This window comes from Pseudomonas brassicacearum subsp. neoaurantiaca (genome assembly GCF_013608025.1).
Taxonomy (GTDB): Bacteria; Pseudomonadota; Gammaproteobacteria; order Pseudomonadales; family Pseudomonadaceae; genus Aquipseudomonas.
The window spans coordinates 118052-139265 of sequence record NZ_VDLV01000064.1 but is presented as its reverse complement, the minus strand read 5'-3'; the positions used below and the strand labels follow the sequence as shown (position 1 = coordinate 139265).

Sequence of the window (21214 nt, the reverse complement as noted above, 5' to 3'; positions counted from 1 at the left end):
ACCTCATCAAACTCTTCAGGCGCATATCACTGCGGGTTGGCACGGGTGCTGGAAAGCAACGACTTCAGGTTGGCAGCCTTGGGCTTGACCAGCCAGAAACGACGCACGTAGTCATCGAGGTTCTCGGCGAGTTCACGACCCCACTCGCTGTCGGTTTCCTCGACGTACTCGTTCAGCACGCGTTGCAGGTGGCTGCGGTAGGCTTCCATCGCCTCGCCGCTGATCCGCTGGATTTCCACCAGTTCGTGGTTGACCCGGTCAACGAAAGTGTTGTCCTGGTCAAGCACGTAGGCGAAACCGCCAGTCATGCCAGAGCCAAAGTTGTAGCCGGTCTTGCCCAACACGCAGACAAAACCACCGGTCATGTACTCGCAGCAGTGATCGCCGGTGCCTTCCACCACAGTGTGGGCGCCGGAGTTGCGCACGGCAAAACGCTCGCCCGCGGTGCCGGCGGCGAACAGCTTGCCGCCGGTGGCGCCGTAGAGGCAGGTGTTGCCGATGATTGCACTGTCCTGGGTCTTGTAGACGCTGCCCTTGGGCGGAACGATGACCAGTTTGCCGCCGGTCATGCCCTTGCCTACGTAGTCGTTCGCGTCGCCTTCCAAGTACATGTTCAGGCCGCCGGCGTTCCAGACGCCAAAGCTCTGGCCCGCAGTGCCCTTGAAGCGGAAGGTGACCGGCGCGTTGGCCATGCCCTGGTTGCCGTGCTTGCGAGCGATTTCGCCGGAGATCCGCGCACCGATGGAGCGGTCGCAGTTGCAGATGTCCAGTTCGAACTCCGCACCGCTCAGGTCGTTGATCGCCGCAGCGGCCATGTCGACCATCTTCTCGGCCAGCTCACCCTTGTCGAACGGCGGGTTGCGGTCGACCTGGCAGAACTGAGGCTTGTCGGCGGGAATCAGATCGCTGCCCAGCAACGGCGTCAGGTCCAGGTGATGTTGCTTGGCGGTCTGGCCTTCGATCACGTCCAGCAGATCGGTACGGCCGATCAGCTCTTCAAGGGAGCGCACGCCCAGCTTCGCCAGCCACTCACGGGTTTCCTCGGCCACGTAGGTGAAGAAATTCACCACCATGTCGACGGTACCGATGTAGTGGTCCTTGCGCAGCTTGTCGTTCTGGGTCGCCACGCCGGTGGCGCAGTTGTTCAGGTGGCAGATGCGCAGGTACTTGCAGCCCAGGGCGATCATCGGCGCGGTGCCGAAGCCGAAGCTCTCGGCGCCGAGGATGGCGGCCTTGATCACGTCGAGGCCGGTCTTCAGGCCACCGTCGGTCTGCACCCGGACCTTGCCGCGCAAATCGTTGCCGCGCAGGGTCTGGTGAGTTTCCGCCAAGCCCAGTTCCCATGGCGCGCCAGCGTATTTGATCGAGGTCAGCGGCGAGGCACCGGTGCCGCCGTCGTAGCCGGAGATGGTGATCAGGTCGGCATAGGCTTTCGCCACGCCGGCGGCAATGGTGCCGACGCCGGCTTCCGCCACCAGTTTCACCGAGACCAGCGCCTTCGGGTTCACCTGCTTGAGGTCGAAGATCAATTGCGACAAGTCTTCGATCGAATAAATGTCGTGGTGCGGCGGCGGCGAGATCAGAGTCACGCCAGGCACCGCGTAACGCAGCTTGGCGATCAGGCCGTTGACCTTGCCGCCAGGCAGTTGGCCGCCTTCGCCGGGCTTGGCGCCCTGGGCCACCTTGATCTGCAGCACTTCGGCGTTAACCAGGTACTCCGGCGTCACACCGAAGCGGCCGGTCGCCACCTGCTTGATTTTCGAGCTCTTGATGGTGCCGTAGCGCGCCGGGTCTTCGCCGCCTTCACCGGAGTTGGAACGCGCACCGAGGCGGTTCATGGCTTCGGCCAGGGCTTCGTGGGCCTCCGGGGACAACGCACCGAGGGAAATACCAGCCGAATCGAAGCGCTTGAGCACCGATTCCAGCGGTTCCACTTCACTGATGTCCAGCGGCGTGTCGAGGGTCTTGACCTTGAGCAGGTCGCGGATCATCGACACCGGACGGTTGTCCACCAGCGAGGTGTATTCCTTGAATTTGCTGTAGTCGCCCTGCTGCACAGCGGCTTGCAAGGTGTTGACCACGTCCGGGTTGTAAGCGTGATATTCGCCGCCATGGACGAACTTCAGCAGGCCGCCTTGCTGGATCGGCTTGCGCGGGCTCCAGGCTTCGGCGGCGAGGGCTTTCTGCTCGGCTTCGATATCGACAAAACGCGCACCCTTGATGCGGCTCGGCACGCCACGGAAGCTCAGTTCGCAGACTTCTTCGGACAGGCCGATGGCCTCGAACAGTTGCGCGCCACGGTACGAGGCGATAGTCGAGATACCCATCTTCGACAGAATCTTGAGCAGGCCCTTGGTGATGCCCTTGCGGTAGTTCTTGAACACCTCGTAGAGGTCGCCCAGCACTTCACCGGTACGGATCAGGTCGCCCAGCACTTCGTAGGCCAGGAACGGATAGACCGCCGAGGCGCCGAAGCCGATCAGCACCGCAAAGTGGTGCGGATCGCGTGCGGTGGCGGTTTCCACCAGGATGTTGGAATCGCAGCGCAGGCCTTTTTCGGTCAGGCGATGGTGCACCGCACCGGTGGCCAGCGAAGCGTGGATCGGCAGCTTGCCCGGCGCGATGTGACGGTCGGTCAGCACGATCTGGGTACGCCCGGCGCGCGCGGCTTCTTCAGCCTGATCGGCGACGTTGCGGATCGCCGCTTCCAGGCCGACGCTTTCGTCGTAGTTGAGGTCGATGACCTGACGTTCGAAGCCGGGGCGGTCGAGGTTGGTCAGCGAGCGCCACTTGGCCGGGGAAATGACCGGCGAGCTGAGGATCACCCGCGAGGCGTGTTCCGGCGACTCCTGGAAAATGTTGCGCTCGGCGCCCAGGCAGATCTCCAGGGACATTACGATCGCTTCGCGCAGCGGGTCGATCGGTGGGTTGGTCACCTGGGCGAACTGCTGGCGGAAGTAGTCGTACGGCGTGCGCACGCGCTGCGACAGCACGGCCATCGGCGTGTCATCGCCCATGGAGCCGACCGCTTCGTAGCCCTGCTCGCCCAGCGGACGCAGGACCTGGTCACGTTCTTCGAACGTCACCTGGTACATCTTCATGTACTGCTTGAGTTGGTCGACGTCGTAGAAGGCCGAACCGTGGTCGTTGTCTTCCATGGTCGCCTGGATGCGCAGGGCATTCTTGCGCAGCCATTGCTTGTACGGATGACGGGACTTGAGACGGTTGTCGATGGCGTCGGTGTCGAGGATCTGCCCGGTCTCGGTGTCCACGGCAAAGATCTGCCCCGGACCTACGCGACCCTTGGCGATGACGTCCTGGGGCTGGTAGTTCCAGACACCGATTTCCGACGCGAGGGTGATGAACCCGTTGGTGGTGGTGACCCAGCGCGCCGGGCGCAGGCCGTTACGGTCGAGCAGGCACACTGCGTAGCGACCGTCGGTCATGACGATACCGGCCGGGCCGTCCCACGGTTCCATGTGCATGGAATTGTATTCGTAGAAGGCGCGCAGGTCCGGGTCCATGGTCTCGACGTTCTGCCAGGCCGGCGGAACGAGCATGCGTACACCACGGAACAGGTCGATGCCGCCGGTCACCATCAGCTCGAGCATGTTGTCCATGCTCGAAGAGTCCGAACCGACGCGGTTGACCAGTGGGCCAAGCTCTTCGAGGTCCGGCATCAAATCGTTGGCGAACTTGGTGCGACGGGCCAGGGCCCAATTGCGGTTGCCGGTAATGGTGTTGATCTCGCCGTTGTGGGCGAGGAAGCGGAATGGCTGGGCCAGCGGCCATTTCGGCAGGGTGTTGGTGGAGAAGCGCTGATGGAACACGCAGATCGCGGTTTTCAGGCGCTCGTCGCTCAGGTCTGGATAGAAGGCGGTGAGGTCCGCCGGCATCATCAGGCCTTTATAAATGATGGTCTTGTGGGAAAAGCTGCAGATGTAGTGGTCGGTGTCGGCGGCGTTGGCCACGGACGAACGACGACGGGAGCTGAACAGCTTGATCGACATTTCCTGGTCGCTCAGGCCTTCGCCGGCGATGAACACCTGCTCGATCAGCGGCAGGCGCTCAAGGGCCAGGCGGCCGAGGACGCTGGTGTCGATCGGCACTTTGCGCCAGCCGACCAGTTGCAGGCCAGCGGCCAGGATCTCGCGGTTCATGTTTTCGCGAGCCGCTTGCGCCTTAACCGGGTCCTGATTGAAGAACACCATGCCCACGGCGTATTGCTTGGGCAGGGTCACGCCAAACGTTTCCTGGGCGATGGCACGCAGGAACTCGTCCGGCTTTTGAATCAGCAAGCCACAACCGTCACCGGTCTTGCCGTCGGCGTTGATCCCACCACGGTGGGTCATGCAGGTCAGGGCCTCAATGGCCGTTTGCAAAAGGGTATGACTGGGCTCGCCCTGCATATGGGCTATCAGGCCGAAACCGCAGTTATCCTTGAATTCATCTGGTTGGTACAGACCTGCTTTCATAGACACTTTCTCACCAGGCTGCCTCTTATCGAGGCAAATTTCTTTTCAATTCAACCAGTTGCGTTCCGCGCCGAACGTACGCCAGCTTTGCGGGGGCAAAAGGGAGGTCATTGTACACACCGACACAGAGGCTCACAAATTTGACGACGAACTGTCGCAAATCCATGTCGCATTTGTGAAAGGTTTAAAGCTATATGCTGTGCTAGTCAAAACTTTTTTGGGTTCGACCGCTACGACTCAAACGCTACTGTGACGCAGACACCACAAGGCGCGCGGCCTGAAAGGTCGCCCGCTCTTGCGGAAATGTTGAGGTTGCCGGGAGAGGCGGCCTGGGTAAGGCCGCCGAATCATCAGCGAGTTGCAGCCAGTTCCTGTTGGACGCTGGCGACAGTGCGAGGCCAAGGTTTACCAGCCTGAACCTTCGCTGGCAAGGCCTTGATAGCGGAAACGGCTGCGTCACGGTTGGCAAAGCTGCCATAAGTGATGACGTAAAGTGGCTTGCCGTTGAGCACTTTCTTGAAATAACGGTACTCGCCGCCCTGCTCCTTGACGAAGTTCTGCGCAGCGGTTTCGGAGCTGGTGCCGAGGATCTGCACCACGTAGTTGCCAGGTGCCTGGCCGGCGTACCAGCTGCCGCCAGCGGCCTTGGCTGGAGCCGCAGCAGGCTTGGCCGCCGGTGCGGGTGCCGCCGGCTTGGCCGCAGGCGCTGGAACCGGGACGGGCTTGGCGGTAGCGATTTGAGTCGGCGCCGGGGTCGGCTTGGCGGCCGGAGCTGGTGTCGGCGCAGGACCGGCCGGTACGCCCGCGGGAGGCGAAGTGGTGGTCACCGTAGGTGGCACGTCGCTGCTGTCTTCGATCGGCGGCGGCGCACCGTCGTCACCCTCGGTGATGCCACCTGCGGCTTCGGCCAACGGACCGCGCATGACCGGTTGCGAGTTGCCGACCAGTGGCAGCGGCATCGGTTGGGTATTACCCGCAAATTCCACCGCCGGGGCGCCGCCGTTGGGTTGCGGCGTACCCTGACCGAGAGGCAACTGTGCCTGTTCGTTGGCAGGTGCGCCGGTGGTCGGTGCCTTGTTGCGACCCGGCATCAGCCAGGCAGCGGCGACCGCGACCACGACCACGGCGGAAATCGCCAATACGTGTTTCTTCGGCATGTTGAACCCCATACTTGGACGCTTCACCGCTGAGCGGCTGGCGATCATGATTTCGATCAGAGCATCTCGGGCCACCTGGTTGATGTTGCCAGGCCAACCGTCAGAGCTTTCGTGAATCTCAGAGATCTGATCTGCAGTGAAAAGTTCGATACCCCGGCCGGCGCCCTCGAGACGCTGGGCCAGGTATTCACGGGTTTCTTCCTCGGTGTAGGGCGCCAGTTCGATGACGTGGAAGCGCTCTTCCTCAAGGTTCAGTTGGTCCAGCTCGGCGATCAGCGACGACTCCCCGAACAGGAACACGTGGGGACGGCCTTCCGGCGCGCCGGCAGCCAGTGCCAGCAGGGCTTCCAGGGCTGATTCGTCGAGCTGCTCGGCATCGTCCACCAGCAGATAGACTTCCTGCCCGGTCAAAGCCAACTGGACGATCTGGTCGAGGATCGCACCGATCTCCGCCTGGGCGACATTCAGCGCCTGGGCGACCTGACGCAACACGCCGGCTGCGTCGCCAGCGCCACGGGCCGACACCACCACGCTTTGCACGGACTGTTTGTTGGTACTGGCCACCAAGGCCTGACGCAACAACGTCTTGCCACTGCCCTGGGGGCCGGTGACGACCAACAGCAATTGGCTGTAGCGCGCAAGGTGATGCAACTGGCCCAGTACCGGCTTGCGCTGGGCGGGAAAGAATTTGAAGCCCGGGACCCGTGGAGCAAAAGGGTCATGACTCAACTGAAAATGGCCGAGGAAAGCCTCGTCGGCATGCAAACTAGTCATCGGAATCTCATTAACCTTTAAGCTGAGCCAGGGCGCGGTAGTCCGCTCCCAGCGTGGCCTGTAGAACCTCTTTCGGATAATCGTCGGTCACTACCGCTTCGCCCATGTGGCGCAGCAGCACCAGACGCAGACGACCGTCGATCACTTTCTTGTCGATTGCCATGTGTTCAAGGAAATCCGCCTCGCTCATTTCCTCGGGCGGAACGACCGGCAGCCCGGCCTGCTGGAACAGGCGGATCCCACGATCGCGCTCCAGCTCGCTGATCCACCCCAGGCGCGCGGACATTTCCAAGGCCATGACCGTGCCCGCGGCAACTGCCTCGCCATGCAACCAGACGCCATAGCCCATGTGGGTTTCGATGGCGTGGCCGAAGGTGTGGCCCAGGTTGAGCGTGGCACGCACGCCAGATTCGCGCTCATCGGCACCCACCACGGCAGCCTTGGCCGCACAGGAGCGCTCGATGGCATAGGTCAGGGCGGTCTGGTCCAGCGCACGCAAGCGGTCGACATTTTCTTCGAGCCAGCCCAGGAACGGCTCGTCGCAGATCAGCCCGTACTTGATGACCTCGGCCAAGCCTGCGGACAATTCACGGGCCGGCAGCGTCTTCAGCGTTGCGGTGTCGATCAACACGACGTTGGGCTGGTAGAACGCGCCCACCATGTTCTTGCCCAGCGGATGATTGATGCCGGTCTTGCCACCCACCGACGAGTCGACCTGGGACAGCAACGTGGTGGGGATCTGGATGAAATCGACACCGCGCTGATAGCAAGCCGCGGCAAAACCGGCCATGTCGCCGATCACGCCGCCGCCCAGGGCGACCACGGTGGTGCGGCGATCATGCCGTGCAGTCAGCAGACCGTCGAAAATCAGTTGCAGGGTTTCCCAGTTCTTGAAGGCCTCGCCGTCCGGCAACACCACGGAAATGACCGAATAGGCCGACAGGCTGCGAGCCAGGCGTTCCAGATACAAAGGGGCGACGGTTTCGTTGGAGATAATCGCGACTTGCCGCCCGGCGATGTGCGGTGTCAGCAGTTCAGGCTGGTCCAGCAAGCCTTCGCCAATGTGAATCGGGTAGCTGCGCTCGCCCAGGTCGACCTTAAGTGTCTGCATGTGTCCCCACAGTGAAGATGAAATCAGGCGTCCTGCCTGCTATTAACGAAAGTCAACGGTGCCTGCCGTGGCGCCAGTTAATGGCCATCGGCCACGCCCCGGACGAGCCAAGGCGGGACGCCGAGGATAGCGCATTTCGCGCCAAGCATTAACGGGGAGGCAGCTGTTGCAGGCGATCGAGAATTTCCAGCACCACCATCCGTGGCGGCCGCTCGTCGGTTTCGATGACCAGGTCGGCGATTTCCCGATACAGCGGGTCACGCAGCTCCAGCAGGTCGCGCAAGGTCTTGGCCGGATCGGCAGTACGTAGCAAAGGCCGGTTGCGATCACGGGCAGTGCGCCCTACCTGCTGTTCGACGGACGCATGCAAGTAAACCACTCGTCCGCCGGCATGCAGCGCCCGACGATTGGCTTCGCGCATCACCGCGCCACCGCCAGTGGCCAACACCACGCCCTCGAAACCGCACAGCTCGGCGATCATCGCCTGCTCACGGTCCCGGAAACCGGGCTCGCCTTCCTTATCGAAGATCCATGGGATATTGGCGCCCGTGCGCAATTCAATTTCCTTGTCGGAATCTTTGAAAGGCAGGCGCAGCTCTTTGGCCAGCAAACGACCGATGGTGCTTTTTCCAGCCCCCATCGGCCCAACAAGAATCAAATTTCGCACAGAATCAACGACTCACAGCAATCGCCTGGTTGTTCATGATACGCGGAGTGAGAAACACCAGCAGCTCGGATTTTTTCTCCGAAACCACATCACGCCGGAAAAGGCGGCCAAGATACGGCACATCGCCAAGAAATGGCACCTTATCTACAACTTTGCTCTGAGTATTTGAGAAAACGCCGCCAATCACAATGGTCTCGCCATCGTTGACCAGTACCTTGGCATTGACTTCGTTCTTCTTGATTGGCGGAACCTCCTGCACCTTGTTCAGGTAATCCGGCTCATCCTTGGTGACCTTGACCTCCATGATGATGCGGTTGTCCGGCGTGATCTGCGGCGTGACTTCCAGCGACAGCGAGGCCTCCTTGAACGACACCGAGGTGGCGCCGCTGGAGCTGGCTTCCTGATAGGGAATCTCCGTGCCCTTGAGGATCTTCGCGGTCTCCTTGTCGGAGGTCACCACCTTGGGCTGGGAAACAATTTCCCCGTTGCCGGTTTTTTCCATGGCCGTCAGTTCCAGGTCCAACAGCACGTTGTCAGTGATGAAGGCGATGCCGATCCCGGAGGTGTTGCCCGACGCGCCGAGGTCGACGAACGGCTGGTTGGTGCTGGTACTGCCCGGCGTGCCGATGGTGGTGGAATCGCCCGTGGTGACACCGGAAGAGTTCCAGTTGCCCTTGTTCTGCACCGAGCCTCCCCAGCGCACGCCCAGGCTCTTGTCGTAATCGACGTTGGCCTCGACGATCCGCGCCTCGATCATCACCTGGCGCACCGGAATATCCAGTTGCGCCACGATTCGGCGCAACTCGTCGAGCCGGTCCTGGGTCTGGTAGGCAATGATGTTGTTGGTGCGTTCATCGACCGTGATGGTGCCGCGCTCATCGGCTTTCGCCTCGGCACTGGTGACCGACTGAAACAGCTTGGCGATGTCGGCCGCCTTGGCATAGTTGACCTGCAACAGCTCGCGCCGCAGCGGTGCCAGATCAGCGATCTGTTTCTGGGACTCCAGCTCCTGGCGTTCGCGTGCCGCGATTTCATCCGCCGGGGCCACCAGCAGCACATTGCCGACCTTGCGCTTGTCGAGCCCCTTGGTCTTGAGCACGAGATCCAGTGCCTGGTCCCACGGCACGTTCTGCAACCGCAGGGTAATGCCGCCTTGCACGGTGTCGCTGGCCACCAGGTTCAGGTTGGTGAAGTCGGCGATCAACTGCAGCACCGAGCGCACTTCGATGTCCTGGAAACTCAGCGATAACTTTTCGCCGCTGTAGGCGGCGCGGTCGCTGTTGCGTTTCTGCAGGTCTTCGACCGTCATGGGCCGGACACTGACGGTCAGCTTGTTGTCTGTCTGGTAGGTGGAGTAATCGAAGGTGCCGCTGGGTTCGATGCTGATGGTGGCGCGGTCGGAACCGGCACTGGCATTGACGAACTGCACCGGGGTGGCGAAGTCCTTGACGTCCAGGCGTACTCGCAATGGTTCGGGCAATTGGGTCCTGGGGAAATTGAGGATGATCTTGCCTTCGCGCTCCTGGATGTCCGGAGCGATGGAAGGATCGGACAAGTCGATCACCACGTTGCCTTCGCCCTGGGTGCCGCGCTGGAAGTCCACGCCTCGGATCGCCTTGCCTGCCGGCGCCGCGGCCCTTGCAGGTGCAGCGCTGGCAACCGTCGGACGCGGAGCCTGTGCGGCGGCCTGGTGGGCGCTTCCCTTGCCAACCACTACGAACAGGTTATTGCCTTCGATCCGGGTCTCGTACGGCGCCAGTTGCGTAAGGCCGATAATCAGCCGGGCCCGGTCTCCCGCCTCGACCACGGTGGCACTGCGCGCATTGCCCCCGCCAAGGTCATGGCTCTTGCTGGCCAACCGATTGGTCACGCCGGGCAGGTCCAAGGCGATACGGGCCGGTTGCTCGGTGGTGTAGCCCCGGGGCGTCGGCGGCGGTCCGTCGAAGGAGAGCTTCAACTCGACACGATCCCCCGGCAACGCCGCCACATCCAGCGTCTTCAGGCCAGCCGCAGAAACCATCGGCGACAACAGCGCTATCCATAGCGAAATACCGAGGGCTGAAAAAATCCTGTTCATTGTTCGATTTCCACTATGAGTGCTCTTTCAAAGTAATGGTCCGCGGCCGCTCCAGCCAGGCGCCTTGGCCATCGGGAACGATTTCGACCACATCGACTTGGGTGGCGCTGATAGCGACAATCCGCCCATCGTTGCGCCCCAGGTAGTCACCGACCTTCAGTCGATGCACCCCTCCCGCACCCCGCAGGAGCGCAAACGAGCCACTGGCGTTGGAGATCGTGCCGACCATTTCAAACTGCTCGATATTGAAGCCTTCCAGATACTGCTTCGTCCGGTTGGGATCGGGCTTGACATTGCGCGAGCCCTTTTGCCGCTCGGCCTGCTCCATGCGGACCTGCGCAGAAAACGGGCTGCGCAGATTGGCGGCGCTGTAGGTGAAGGTTTCGGCGGGCCTGAAGGTCGGCGTGGGCTCAATCTTGCCGGGCGGACGCAGGCGCACTTCGTTCATGTAGGCATCCAGATCGCTGAAACCGTCGTCGCTGTTGCAACCCGCCAGCGCAAGCAGCCCGATCAGCAGGCCAACGCAGTAGACCGCCCTCATGGCTGCGCCTCCTGCTCGTTGTACCGGTAGGTCTTGGCCTGGATGCTCATGCGCAGCTTCGCACCCGCGCCGGGCTCCACGGGTGCGATTTCGAAATCATGCAGCGTGACAATGCGGGGCAGCCCAGCAACGCCGCTGACGAACGTTGCCAGGTCGTGATAGCCGCCCGTCACGGTGATCTGGATGGGCAATTCGATGTAGAACGGCTGGGAGGCCTCCGGCAGCAGCTTGATCTCTTCAAACTCCAGGCCGCTGCCCAGGCCGGTGCGAGTAATATCCTCCAACAGGCCCGGCACCTCGGTATCGCTGGGCAGTTGCCGCAGCAGCACGCCGAAAGAGGTTTCCATCTGCTTCATCTGTTCGGTATAGCGTTCCAGGTTCGCCGCCATGTGGGCCTTGCCGGCAAATTGCGCCTTGAGGGTGTTTTCCTCCTCGCGCACCTGCTGCAACTGGCTTTCCAGGTCACTCAAGGCAAAGTTATAGCCCAGCCCCAGTACCAGCAGCACCAGCAGTATGCCGGCCAGCCATTTGATCGGTGCCGGCCAGGAGCCAACGTTATTGGTGTCCAGGTCGCTGAAATCGATCTTGCGTAGCGCGTCCAGCCATTCTCCGGCTTTCATTGGCCATCCTCCGCGTTGGCAGGACGGGTCTGGCGAACCGTCAGTTGGAAGACGCTGGCCTGGTCGGGTTGACCCGCCGTAGCAGCCTTGACCTCCGTCAGGCTCGGGGCATCGAACAGGTCTGACGAGTCCAGGTTACGCATCAGGTCCGAGACCCGGTTGTTGGACTCCGCGACACCTTGGATGGAAAGCATGCCCTCTTCCATTTTCACTTCGGTGAAATAAACCCCGTCCGGCAGGGTCCGCGCCAATTGATCGAAAATCCGTGCGCTGACCGCACGGTTGCCCTGCAAGTCCTGGATGATGCGCATGCGTTCCAGCAGTTGCTGTCGACGGGTCTTCAGTTCGCCGATCTGCTGGATGCGCTCGTCCAGAATGGCAATCTGATCACGGACGTGACCATTACGCGCTGTCTGATAATCGATCTGACTGTTCAGGTACTGGACCGCAATCAAGGTCAAGCCCACCGCGCCCACCAGCGCGCCCACCAACGCCAGCAAAAAGCGTTTGCGGCGCTCTTCGCGCAGCTCCTCGCGCCAGGGAAGAAGGTTGATCCGCGCCATCAGTCGAAACTCCTGAGGGCCAAACCGCAGGCGATCATCAGCGCCGGCGCATCGCTGGCCAGGGCACCAGCGTTGACCTTGCTACTGAGGGCCATGTTGGTAAACGGGTTGGCAACCTGGGTTGGCGTGCCCAGGCGCTGCTCGATCAGCCGGTCCAGGCCGGCGACTGACGCAGTGCCCCCCGCCAGCAGGATGTGATCCACCGCGCTGTACTGACCCGAGGCGAAGAAAAACTGCAACGAACGCGACACCTGCTGCACCAGCGCTTCGCGAAACGGTTGCAGCACCTCGCCGAGGTAATCGTCGGGCAAACCGCCCTGCTTTTTTGCCAGGCCGGCCTGCTCTGGCGTCAGGCCATAGCGGCGCTGGATTTCCTCGGTGAGCTGACGCCCACCGAACAACTGTTCACGGGTATAAATGATGCGACCGTTGTGCAGCACACTGAGCGTGGTCATGGTGGCGCCGATGTCGACCACCGCCACGGTCAGTCGCTCCTGGGAAGCGGCAAGTTGCGTGGCAAGCAGACCGAAGGCGCGCTCCAGCGCGTAGGCCTCCACATCGACCACGCGAGCCGTCAGCCCGGCGAGCCCCAGCGCCGCCTCGCGAACCTCGACGTTTTCCTTTCGACAAGCCGCCAGCAGCACTTCGACCCGCTCGGCGCTGCGGGGGGAAACGCCCACCACTTCGAAATCGATCGCCACCTCATCCAATGGGTAAGGGATGTACTGGTCAGCCTCGATCTTGAGCTGGTTTTCCATGTCATCTTCTGACAACCCGGCGTCCATCTCGATGGTCTTGGTGATGACCGCCGACCCCGCGACAGCGACCGCCACGTTGCGCAAGGGCGTCCGGGCCTTGTCGAGCACCCGCGACAACGCCATCCCCACCCCTTCGAGCTCGGCGATATTCTTCTCGATCACCGCGTTGGCCGGCAGCGGTTCTACCGCATAGGACTCGACGCGGTATCGGTCGCCCTGGCGGCTCAACTCGAGCAGCTTGACCGATGTTGAACTGATGTCGATGCCCAAAAGCCCATGGGCTTTTTTATTGAAGAGTCGCAGCACTACCAATTCCCTATGACTATCCGTGGGTTACGGACTCTCTAATATGCGTTGCGTTCAATCCCCCCGGTCCGACGGACGTCCGGATGGCGTTCCCGACGAAAAAAAATGCTTATAATGCCCAGCGTTTTTTTTCGCTTTGTTGCTGGCACGGGTCCTTCCCTGCACCTGGCGCCTTTTTCATTCTTTGCCTGGATATCCAAAAGCCTTGATTCGTCTGCTGAAATTTTTCGGATGGTCCATCGTCGCCGTTTTCTGCGGACTGCTCCTGGGTCTGAGCGGTGCGTTTCTTTACCTTAGTCCGGGATTGCCGTCCGTGGAGGCGCTGAGAAGTATTCAGTTGCAGATTCCTTTGCGGGTGTACAGCAGCGACAACAAGTTGATCGCCGAATTTGGCGAAATGCGCCGCACTCCGATCCGTTTCGCCGACATTCCGCCCAATTTCATCAATGCGTTACTAAGTGCTGAAGACGACAACTTCGCCAACCACTACGGCGTCGATCCGGGCAGCCTGATGCGCGCCGCCAGCCAACTGGTCAAGAGTGGCCACATCCAGTCCGGTGGCAGCACCATCACCATGCAGGTCGCCAAGAATTTCTTCCTGACCAGCGAACGCAGCTTCTCGCGCAAGACCACCGAGATTCTCCTGGCCCTGCAGATCGAGCGGCAGCTGACCAAGGACGAGATCCTCGAGCTGTACGTGAACAAGATCTACCTGGGTAACCGCGCCTATGGCATCGAGGCGGCGGCGCAGGTGTATTACGGCAAGTCGATCCGCGACGTGAGCCTGGCGCAGATGGCGATGATCGCCGGCCTGCCCAAGGCACCGTCGCGCTTCAACCCGCTGGCCAACCCGGCGCGCAGCAAGGAACGTCGCGACTGGATCCTGGGGCGCATGTACAAGCTCGGCAAGATCAGCGAAGCCGACTACACCGCCGCGATCAACGAACCCTTGAACGCCAGTTATCACGTGCCGACACCGGAAGTGAACGCGCCGTACATCGCCGAGATGGCCCGGGCCGAAATGGTCGGGCGCTATGGCAGCGACGCCTATACCGAAGGTTTCCGCGTCACCACCACGGTGCCGAGCAATTTGCAGGAAATGGCCAACACTGCGCTGCATGAAGGCTTGATGACTTATGACCAGCGCCACGGCTACCGTGGACCCGAGTCGCGCCTGCCAGGCAAGACCAAGGAAGCCTGGGCCCTGGAGCTGACCAAGCAGCGCACCATCAGCAGCCTGGAACCGGCAATCGTCACCCAGGTGGACAAGGACGGCATCAAGGTACTGACGCGCAATGGCGAGTCGGAAGAGCACGTGGCCTGGGACACCATGAAATGGGCCCGTCCGTTCCTCAATACCAACAGCATGGGCGCCAATCCGCGCCAGCCTGCCGACGTGGCACAGGTCGGCGACCTGATCCGGGTGCAGCGTCAGCCGGACAACTCTCTCAAATTCAGTCAGATCCCGGCGGCCCAGGGCGCGCTGGTTTCCCTCGACCCTCAGGACGGCGCGATCCGTTCGCTGGTGGGCGGCTTCGCCTTCGAGCAGAGCAATTACAACCGCGCCTTGCAGGCCAAGCGCCAACCGGGCTCGAGCTTCAAACCGTTCGTCTACAGTGCTGCGCTGGATAACGGCTACACCGCCGCCAGCCTGGTCAACGATGCGCCGATCGTGTTTGTCGACGAATACCTGGACAAGGTCTGGCGGCCGAAAAACGACACCAATACCTTCCTCGGGCCGATTCGCCTGCGCGAGGCGCTGTACAAGTCCCGCAACCTGGTGTCGATCCGCCTGTTGCAGGCCCTGGGCGTGGATCGCACCATCGACTACATCAGCAAGTTCGGCTTCAACAAGCAGGACCTGCCACGCAACCTGTCCCTGGCCCTGGGCACCGCGACCCTGACGCCGATGGAAATTGCCACCGGCTGGAGCACATTCGCCAACGGCGGCTACAAGATCACCCCGTACATCATCGACAAGATCGAAAGCCGCAACGGCGACACATTGTTCGTCGCCAACCCGCCACGGGTTCCTGCAGGTGATCAGGCCAGCAATGGCGTCGCCGCGCCAGCCACCGAGACGTTTACGGTGAATGCAACGGGTGGCGAAGCCACCACCGCCCCTGCCGTACCGCAGGCACCGGCCATTGCCGAACGCATCGTTGACGGCCGCACCACCTACATCCTCAACAGCATGCTGCAGGACGTGATCAAGCTCGGCACCGGCCGCCGCGCCCTGGCCTTGGGCCGCACTGACCTGGCGGGCAAGACTGGCACCACCAACGAATCCAAGGACGCCTGGTTCTCCGGCTACAACGCCGACTACGTGACCACCGTCTGGACCGGTTTCGACCAGCCGGAAAGTCTGGGCCGGCGCGAGTTCGGCGGCACCGTGGCGCTGCCGATCTGGATGAGCTACATGGGCGCCGCCCTGAAGGACAAGCCGCCGCACACCCAACCAGAACCGGAAGGCATCCTCAGCCTGCGGGTCGACCCGGTCAGCGGTCGCGCCGCCACGCCAGGCACGCCAGGCGCGTACTTCGAGCTGTTCAAGAGCGAAGACACCCCGCCTTCGGTCAACGAACTGGGTAACGGCGTGGCGCCGGGCAGCCCGCTGCCGGCGGACGAAGCGGCGCCGATCGATCTGTTCTGACCGAGCGTCCCCCAAAAGCCCCGCCTTCGAGAGAAGCGCGGGGCTTTTTTGCACCGCACATAAAACCCGTGGCGAGGGAGCTTGCTCCCGCTCGGCTGCGCAGCAGCCGCAAACCGGGCAATACGGTCTATCTATAGGCCTACAGGGGCCTGCTTCGCAGCCCAGCGGGAGCAAGCTCCCTCGCCACAGGTTTTGGGTTGCCTGGCCTGACGCTTTCGCGAGCAAGCTCGCTCCCACAAGGGTTTGCGGTGGTCACACAAACCGGCAGCCACAAAAAAGCCCCGACTCACACGAGCCGGGGCTTTTTGTTGAAGCGCTACACCGGCTTAGCCGTTGAACACGTCATCCACGCTCTTGAGCGGGTAGTTCTTCGGGTACGGCAGGGTTGCAACACCCGTCTCGATGGCGGCCTTGGCCACGGCGTCGGAGATCAGGGTGATCAGGCGCGCGTCCATTGGTTTCGGGATGATGTACTCACGACCGAATTCCAATTTGATGCCGCCGTAGGCGTCGCACACTTCCTGCGGCACCGGCAGCTTGGCCAGTTCACGCAGGGCGTTGGCCGCCGCGACTTTCATTTCTTCGTTGATGCGCTTGGCGCGGACGTCCAGGGCACCACGGAAGATGAACGGGAAGCCCAGTACGTTGTTGACCTGGTTCGGGTAGTCCGAACGGCCGGTGGCCATGATCACGTCGTTGCGGGTTGCGTGAGCCAGCTCCGGGGAGATTTCCGGATCCGGGTTCGAGCAGGCGAACACGATCGGGTTCGGCGCCATGCGCAGCAGGTTTTCCGCGCTCAGCAGGTTCGGGCCCGACAGGCCGACGAACACGTCGGCGCCGTCCAGCGCGTCCGCCAGGGAGCGCTTGTCGGTCGCGTGGGCGAACACGGCCTTGTACTGGTTCAGGTCGTCACGGCCGGAGTGGATCACACCGGTACGGTCAACCATGAAGATGTTTTCGATCTTGGCACCCATGCTCACCAGCAATTTCATGCAGGAGATGGCCGCAGCGCCGGCACCCAGGCAGACGATCTTGGCTTCCGGCAGGGTTTTGCCAGCGATTTCCAGGGCGTTGATCATGCCGGCCGCGGTCACGATCGCGGTACCGTGCTGGTCATCGTGGAAAACCGGGATGTCGCACTGTTCGATCAGGGCGCGCTCGATCTCGAAGCACTCAGGTGCCTTGATGTCTTCCAGGTTGATGCCACCGAAGGTGATGGAGATGCGCTTGACGGTGTCGATGAAGGCCTGTGGGCTTTCGGAGTCGACTTCGATGTCGAACACGTCGATGCCAGCGAAACGCTTGAACAGAACACCCTTGCCTTCCATGACCGGCTTGGAGGCCAGTGGGCCGAGGTTACCTAGGCCGAGAATCGCGGTGCCATCGGAAATGACTGCAACCAGGTTGCCCTTGCCGGTGTACTTGTAGGCCAGTTCAGGGTCGCGAGCGATTTCGCGCACTGGTTCGGCTACGCCGGGGCTGTAGGCCAGCGACAGGTCGCGGGCAGTAGCGGTGGCCTTGGTGAGCTCGACACTCAGCTTACCCGGACGAGGATTAGCGTGATATTCGAGAGCGGCAGTTTTCAGATCAGACATGTGGGCATTCCGCTTTTTACTGTGTTGGACAGACGGACCGCCGAGGATACGCGCCTCGCAAAGTCCCTACAAGACTGACCAGTCACTGCTGTCAAGCGCCCTGCCCTACGACTTTGGGCCAAGAGCAGCGAAACACAAGGGCTTGATGCATACAATCAACGCTGAAAATGTCTACAATATTTTTGTCAAAGTACCGGCTGCAACATCGCCGGATCGGTCACCGGCAGCATCCATCGCGCCTGCCCGGGCTTTGTCGCCCCGCGCCGGGAGCGATCGATGACCCAACCGCGCGCCTCGATCGTCCGACCTTCCAGGCGCTTCAGCATCGAGGCGTCAAAGTTTCGCTGCAAATCAGGGGTGATGTGCAAGACAACCGCCCCCTGCATTTCTATCCAGATACCGCCGCGATTGCGCTGCACGCTGTCTACACGACCACGGACCAATGCAAAGCCGGCCGCGTTGATTTGCTCCGCTCGCGTGACCGGAGACTTCTTCCATATCCCGAGCCCGGCCTGTCGTGCCTGGCGCTCAGCCGCCTGTTGGCACTGGACCAGATCGACATTGGGCGCGACCGCCACCAGGAAGCCCAGCCCCTCGGCAATCAATTGCTCTTCCAGGTTGCGGCCCTGACGGTCATAGACGTGGGCGAGCGTGCGTCCGTAGTTGTCCTGGTCATCTTCGCCGGGCGATACCTTGACCCGGCCGGCACTGGCAGCCACCAGCGCCTCGAGTCGCTGGCGCGCCGCCACGGCGAACGGTTCGTCAGCACGTCCGCGCTTGCCCAGCTCCGGGCTGTTGAGGCCGATCATGCGAATGCGACGGCCGTCCTGGAGATACAACGTGTCACCGTCCACCACGCGCTGCACAGCCACTTCAGGCAGCTCGCCCGGCACGGGGCAGGAGGCCTGGGCGCCACAAAGCCAAATCGCAGACACAAAAAAGGCGCCCACGAGGGACGCCTTTTTCATTAGCCTGGAATAGCCGGAACGACTTTCCAAGATAATCAGCCTTAGGCTTTCTTCGCGCCGAAAGCACCGAAACGATCGGCGAACTTCTGAACGCGGCCGCCGGTATCCAGAGTCTTTTGCTTACCGGTGTAGAACGGGTGGCATTCGTTGCAAACGTCGATCGCCAGGGCTTTGCCGTAGGTCGAACGGGTTTCGAACTTGTTGCCGCAGCTGCAGGTTACGGCCACAACTGGATAGTCTGGATGGATATCGGTTTTCATGGTGTTTTCCTCAGGCTAGCGTGCCGCCACCCAACACTATTGTTGAATACCGCACGTAATTAGGCCGCGGATTCTACCAGACAACATTAATCGCGCAAGCTACAACTTGTACCAACCGTCTGCTAGGCTCGCGCCCTCAAGCACAATCCCTGTGGGAGCGAGCTTGCTCGCGATAGCGGCGATTCAGTCAGCATCAATGTGACAGAACTGACGCCATCGCGAGCAAGCTCGCTCCCACATTGAATAGCGCTCAGCCTTGCGAACTTGTTTGCCTACCGAGACCCCCGCGTGCCCGACGCCATCCTGCGCCTCGCCTTGCCATCACCGCTGCGCCGCCTGTTCGATTACCGCGCCCCGGCCGGAGTGCCGCGTGCCCAGTTGCAGCCGGGCATGCGCCTGCGGGTGCCGTTCGGCCGGCGGGAAATGATCGGCATCCTGGTGGAGGTCACCGACCACAGCGAAGTGCCGGTCGACAAACTCAAGCCGGCCCTGGCCTTGCTCGATTCGACGCCACCGCTGCCGGCGTCGCTGTTCAAGCTGTGCCTGTGGACCGCCCAGTATTATCAGCACAGCCTGGGGGACACTCTGAGTTGGGCCCTGCCGGTGCTGTTGCGCCAAGGCGAGCCGGCCGAAGCGCGCCAGGAGCGGTTCTGGTCGATGGCACCGGGCGCCTCGCTGGACGATCCGCGTATCGCCCGCGCACCGCGCCAGCGCGAAGCCCTGGCGACCCTGGCCCAACATCCCCACGGCGTGGCCCACCAGCTATTGAGCAAACTGATGCTCAGCAAGGACAGCCTCGACCTGCTGCTGGCCAAGGATCTGGTCCAGGTTGAGGTTCGTCGTCATTTACCAGGCGCGCGGCATGAGCACTGGCTGGCCCAGCCGGAACTTCCGCTCAACGCCGAGCAACGGGCCGCTTGCGAAGCGATTCGCGCGGGCTTCGACAGCTACCACGCCTTTCTATTGGCGGGCGTCACCGGCAGCGGCAAGACCGAGGTGTACCTGCAGCTGATCCGCCAGACCCTGGAAGCCGGCAAGCAGGCGCTGGTGCTGATTCCGGAAATCAACCTCGGCCCCCAGACCCTGGCGCGCTTCGAACAGCGCTTCAATGCGCGGATCGCCCTCGTGCATTCGGCCGTAAACGACCGCGAACGCCTGGAAGCCTGGCTCGCCGCCCGGGACGGCGAGGCCGACATCATCATCGGCACCCGCTCGGCCTTGTTCACACCGATGAAAAACCCCGGTTTGATCATCATCGACGAAGAACACGACGGCTCCTATAAACAGCAGGAAGGCCTGCGCTACCACGCGCGCGATCTGGCGCTGGTGCGCGCCCGCCAGGAAAACATTCCCATCGTCCTTGGCTCGGCCACGCCTTCGCTGGAAAGCCTGCACAACGCCTACACCGGTCGCTACGGCTTGCTGCGCCTCAACGAAAGGGCCGGCGGCGCCAAGCAACCGCGCTTCCTGCGCCTGGATGTGAAAAGCCGTCCGCTGGACAGCGGCATATCCGGGCCTATGCAGCAAGCCATCGGCCAGACCCTGGCCGCGGGGCAACAAGTGTTGGTCTTTCTCAATCGCCGGGGTTTTGCCCCGACCTTGCTGTGCCATGACTGTGGCTGGATGTCCGGCTGCGAACGCTGCGACGCGCGGATGACCGTGCATCAGCGCTACGGTGAGCTGCGTTGCCACCATTGCGGGCATTCCGAACGCGTGCCGAGGAACTGCCCGCAATGCGGCAAAGTCGACTTGCGTCCGGTGGGCGCTGGTACCGAGCGCGCCGAAGAACGGCTGGGGATCTTGTTTCCCGACTATCCCGTTCTGCGAGTGGATCGCGACAGCACTTCGCGAAAAGATGCGATGAACAATCTGTTCGCCACCATCCAGAAGGGTCAGCCATGCATCCTGGTGGGCACGCAAATGCTCGCCAAGGGGCATCACTTCCCCCGGGTCACGCTGGTGTCGATCCTGGATGCCGACGGCGGATTGTTCTCCGGTGATTTCCGCGCCAGCGAGCGCATGGCGCAGTTGATCGTCCAGGTCGCCGGCCGCGCCGGACGCGCCGAGGAGCCGGGCAAAGTGATCATCCAGACCCACCTGGCGGATCATCCGCTGCTGATACAACTGACCGAACAGGGCTATTTCGCCTTTGCGGAACAGGCACTGAGCGAACGCCGTGGCGCCGGGTTGCCCCCATTTGCGCACCTGGCGCTGTTGCGCGCCGAGGCTCACAAACCGGGGCAGGCGGAAGGTTTCCTGGACGAAGCGTGCAGTGAGGCGGAACGGCTGCTGGCCGAACAAAACCTCACCGGCATCGAACTCTTGGGGCCGGTTCCGGCTCCGATGGAGCGGCGGGCCGGACGCTATCGTGCCCAGCTTCTATTGCAGGCCAATGCCCGGGCGCCGTTGCATCGGTTACTGAGTGCCTGGCTGTTGGTGTTGGAACAGATGCCCAGCGGGCGGGCGGTGCGCTGGTCGCTGGATGTGGATCCGGTGGATTTGTATTAATGGATCGCTAATCTAGCCCTTGTGGGAGCGAGCTTGCTCGCGATGGTGGCGGGTCAGCTTGCATGAATATTGAATGCCAGACCGCTATCGCGAGCAAGCTCGCTCCCACAGGGGATCGCGTACATCCGGGCCACCCAGAATAATCACCACACATCCCCAACCAACCCGCTACAGTTGGCAA

The 21214-nt window shown here is 62.0% G+C and carries 14 protein-coding genes; 2 read left to right on the top strand and 12 right to left on the bottom strand.

The window, feature by feature from the left end; translation table 11 throughout:
- Nucleotides 1-26: 26 nt before the first annotated feature.
- From gltB to FHK92_RS26865, 9 genes are all read right to left on the bottom strand, one after another.
- Nucleotides 27-4475 carry a glutamate synthase large subunit gene (gltB, locus tag FHK92_RS26905; protein ID WP_181290824.1) on the bottom strand — a complete coding sequence of 1483 codons (4449 nt, stop codon included), beginning with the start codon at nucleotides 4473-4475 and terminating at the stop codon, nucleotides 27-29.
- 350 nt (nucleotides 4476-4825) lie between these two features.
- The gene (locus FHK92_RS26900) at nucleotides 4826-6406 is read right to left on the bottom strand and encodes an AAA family ATPase (protein ID WP_181290822.1); all 1581 of its coding nucleotides are present in this window, start codon (nucleotides 6404-6406) and stop codon (nucleotides 4826-4828) included.
- Nucleotides 6407-6416: 10 nt separating this feature from the next.
- Nucleotides 6417-7517 carry a 3-dehydroquinate synthase gene (aroB, locus tag FHK92_RS26895; protein ID WP_181290820.1) on the bottom strand — a complete coding sequence of 367 codons (1101 nt, stop codon included), beginning with the start codon at nucleotides 7515-7517 and terminating at the stop codon, nucleotides 6417-6419.
- A 148-nt stretch (nucleotides 7518-7665) separates the two neighbouring features.
- On the bottom strand, nucleotides 7666-8184 hold the full coding sequence (aroK, locus tag FHK92_RS26890; RefSeq protein WP_181290818.1) for a shikimate kinase AroK: 519 nt from the start codon (nucleotides 8182-8184) through the stop codon (nucleotides 7666-7668).
- Nucleotides 8185-8188: 4 nt separating this feature from the next.
- Nucleotides 8189-10261, bottom strand: a complete 2073-nt coding sequence (gene pilQ / locus FHK92_RS26885; protein WP_181290816.1) for a type IV pilus secretin PilQ — start codon at nucleotides 10259-10261, stop codon at nucleotides 8189-8191.
- A 13-nt stretch (nucleotides 10262-10274) separates the two neighbouring features.
- A complete protein-coding gene (locus FHK92_RS26880) occupies nucleotides 10275-10802 on the bottom strand; it encodes a pilus assembly protein PilP (RefSeq protein WP_181290814.1) in 528 nt (175 codons plus the stop codon).
- The gene (gene pilO, locus FHK92_RS26875) at nucleotides 10799-11422 is read right to left on the bottom strand and encodes a type 4a pilus biogenesis protein PilO (protein WP_181290812.1); all 624 of its coding nucleotides are present in this window, start codon (nucleotides 11420-11422) and stop codon (nucleotides 10799-10801) included. The genes FHK92_RS26880 and pilO overlap by 4 nt, the downstream gene beginning before the upstream one ends.
- Complete coding sequence (locus FHK92_RS26870; protein ID WP_181290809.1) at nucleotides 11419-11985, bottom strand: PilN domain-containing protein; 567 nt, start codon at nucleotides 11983-11985, stop codon at nucleotides 11419-11421. The genes pilO and FHK92_RS26870 overlap by 4 nt, the downstream gene beginning before the upstream one ends.
- The gene (locus FHK92_RS26865) at nucleotides 11985-13049 is read right to left on the bottom strand and encodes a pilus assembly protein PilM (RefSeq protein ID WP_181290808.1); all 1065 of its coding nucleotides are present in this window, start codon (nucleotides 13047-13049) and stop codon (nucleotides 11985-11987) included. Before FHK92_RS26865 ends, FHK92_RS26870 begins: the two co-directional genes overlap by 1 nt.
- A 208-nt stretch (nucleotides 13050-13257) precedes the next feature.
- Here FHK92_RS26865 and FHK92_RS26860 point away from each other — a divergent pair, with 208 nt between their 5' ends.
- A complete protein-coding gene (locus FHK92_RS26860) occupies nucleotides 13258-15702 on the top strand; it encodes a penicillin-binding protein 1A (RefSeq protein WP_181291034.1) in 2445 nt (814 codons plus the stop codon).
- A 326-nt stretch (nucleotides 15703-16028) separates the two neighbouring features.
- On the opposite strand, the gene FHK92_RS26855 is transcribed toward FHK92_RS26860, so the two are convergent.
- From FHK92_RS26855 to rpmE, 3 genes are all read right to left on the bottom strand, one after another.
- The gene (locus FHK92_RS26855) at nucleotides 16029-17297 is read right to left on the bottom strand and encodes a malic enzyme-like NAD(P)-binding protein (RefSeq protein WP_030140993.1); all 1269 of its coding nucleotides are present in this window, start codon (nucleotides 17295-17297) and stop codon (nucleotides 16029-16031) included.
- Between the two features lie 185 nt (nucleotides 17298-17482).
- Nucleotides 17483-18265, bottom strand: coding sequence for a thermonuclease family protein (locus FHK92_RS26850; protein WP_181291032.1), 783 nt, complete (start codon nucleotides 18263-18265; stop codon nucleotides 17483-17485).
- A 41-nt stretch (nucleotides 18266-18306) separates the two neighbouring features.
- Nucleotides 18307-18525: a 50S ribosomal protein L31 gene (gene rpmE, locus FHK92_RS26845; RefSeq protein WP_030140995.1), complete on the bottom strand. Its 219-nt coding sequence runs from the start codon at nucleotides 18523-18525 to the stop codon at nucleotides 18307-18309.
- 288 nt (nucleotides 18526-18813) lie between these two features.
- Here rpmE and FHK92_RS26840 point away from each other — a divergent pair, with 288 nt between their 5' ends.
- Complete coding sequence (locus FHK92_RS26840; RefSeq protein ID WP_181290806.1) at nucleotides 18814-21033, top strand: primosomal protein N'; 2220 nt, start codon at nucleotides 18814-18816, stop codon at nucleotides 21031-21033.
- The last annotated feature ends 181 nt before the right edge of the window (nucleotides 21034-21214 follow it).

Bases quoted from the DNA above. Each gene is read 5' to 3' on its own strand.
- FHK92_RS26900 (WP_181290822.1), bottom strand. From the start codon at position 6,406: ATGACTAGTTTGCATGCCGACGAGGCTTTCCTCGGCCATTTTCAGTTG.
- gltB (WP_181290824.1), bottom strand. From the start codon at position 4,475: ATGAAAGCAGGTCTGTACCAACCAGATGAATTCAAGGATAACTGCGGT.
- FHK92_RS26870 (WP_181290809.1), bottom strand. From the start codon at position 11,985: ATGGCGCGGATCAACCTTCTTCCCTGGCGCGAGGAGCTGCGCGAAGAG.
- FHK92_RS26855 (WP_030140993.1), bottom strand. From the start codon at position 17,297: ATGTCTGATCTGAAAACTGCCGCTCTCGAATATCACGCTAATCCTCGT.
- FHK92_RS26880 (WP_181290814.1), bottom strand. From the start codon at position 10,802: ATGAGGGCGGTCTACTGCGTTGGCCTGCTGATCGGGCTGCTTGCGCTG.
- FHK92_RS26850 (WP_181291032.1), bottom strand. From the start codon at position 18,265: ATGAAAAAGGCGTCCCTCGTGGGCGCCTTTTTTGTGTCTGCGATTTGG.
- rpmE (WP_030140995.1), bottom strand. From the start codon at position 18,525: ATGAAAACCGATATCCATCCAGACTATCCAGTTGTGGCCGTAACCTGC.
- aroB (WP_181290820.1), bottom strand. From the start codon at position 7,517: ATGCAGACACTTAAGGTCGACCTGGGCGAGCGCAGCTACCCGATTCAC.
- pilO (WP_181290812.1), bottom strand. From the start codon at position 11,422: ATGAAAGCCGGAGAATGGCTGGACGCGCTACGCAAGATCGATTTCAGC.
- pilQ (WP_181290816.1), bottom strand. From the start codon at position 10,261: ATGAACAGGATTTTTTCAGCCCTCGGTATTTCGCTATGGATAGCGCTG.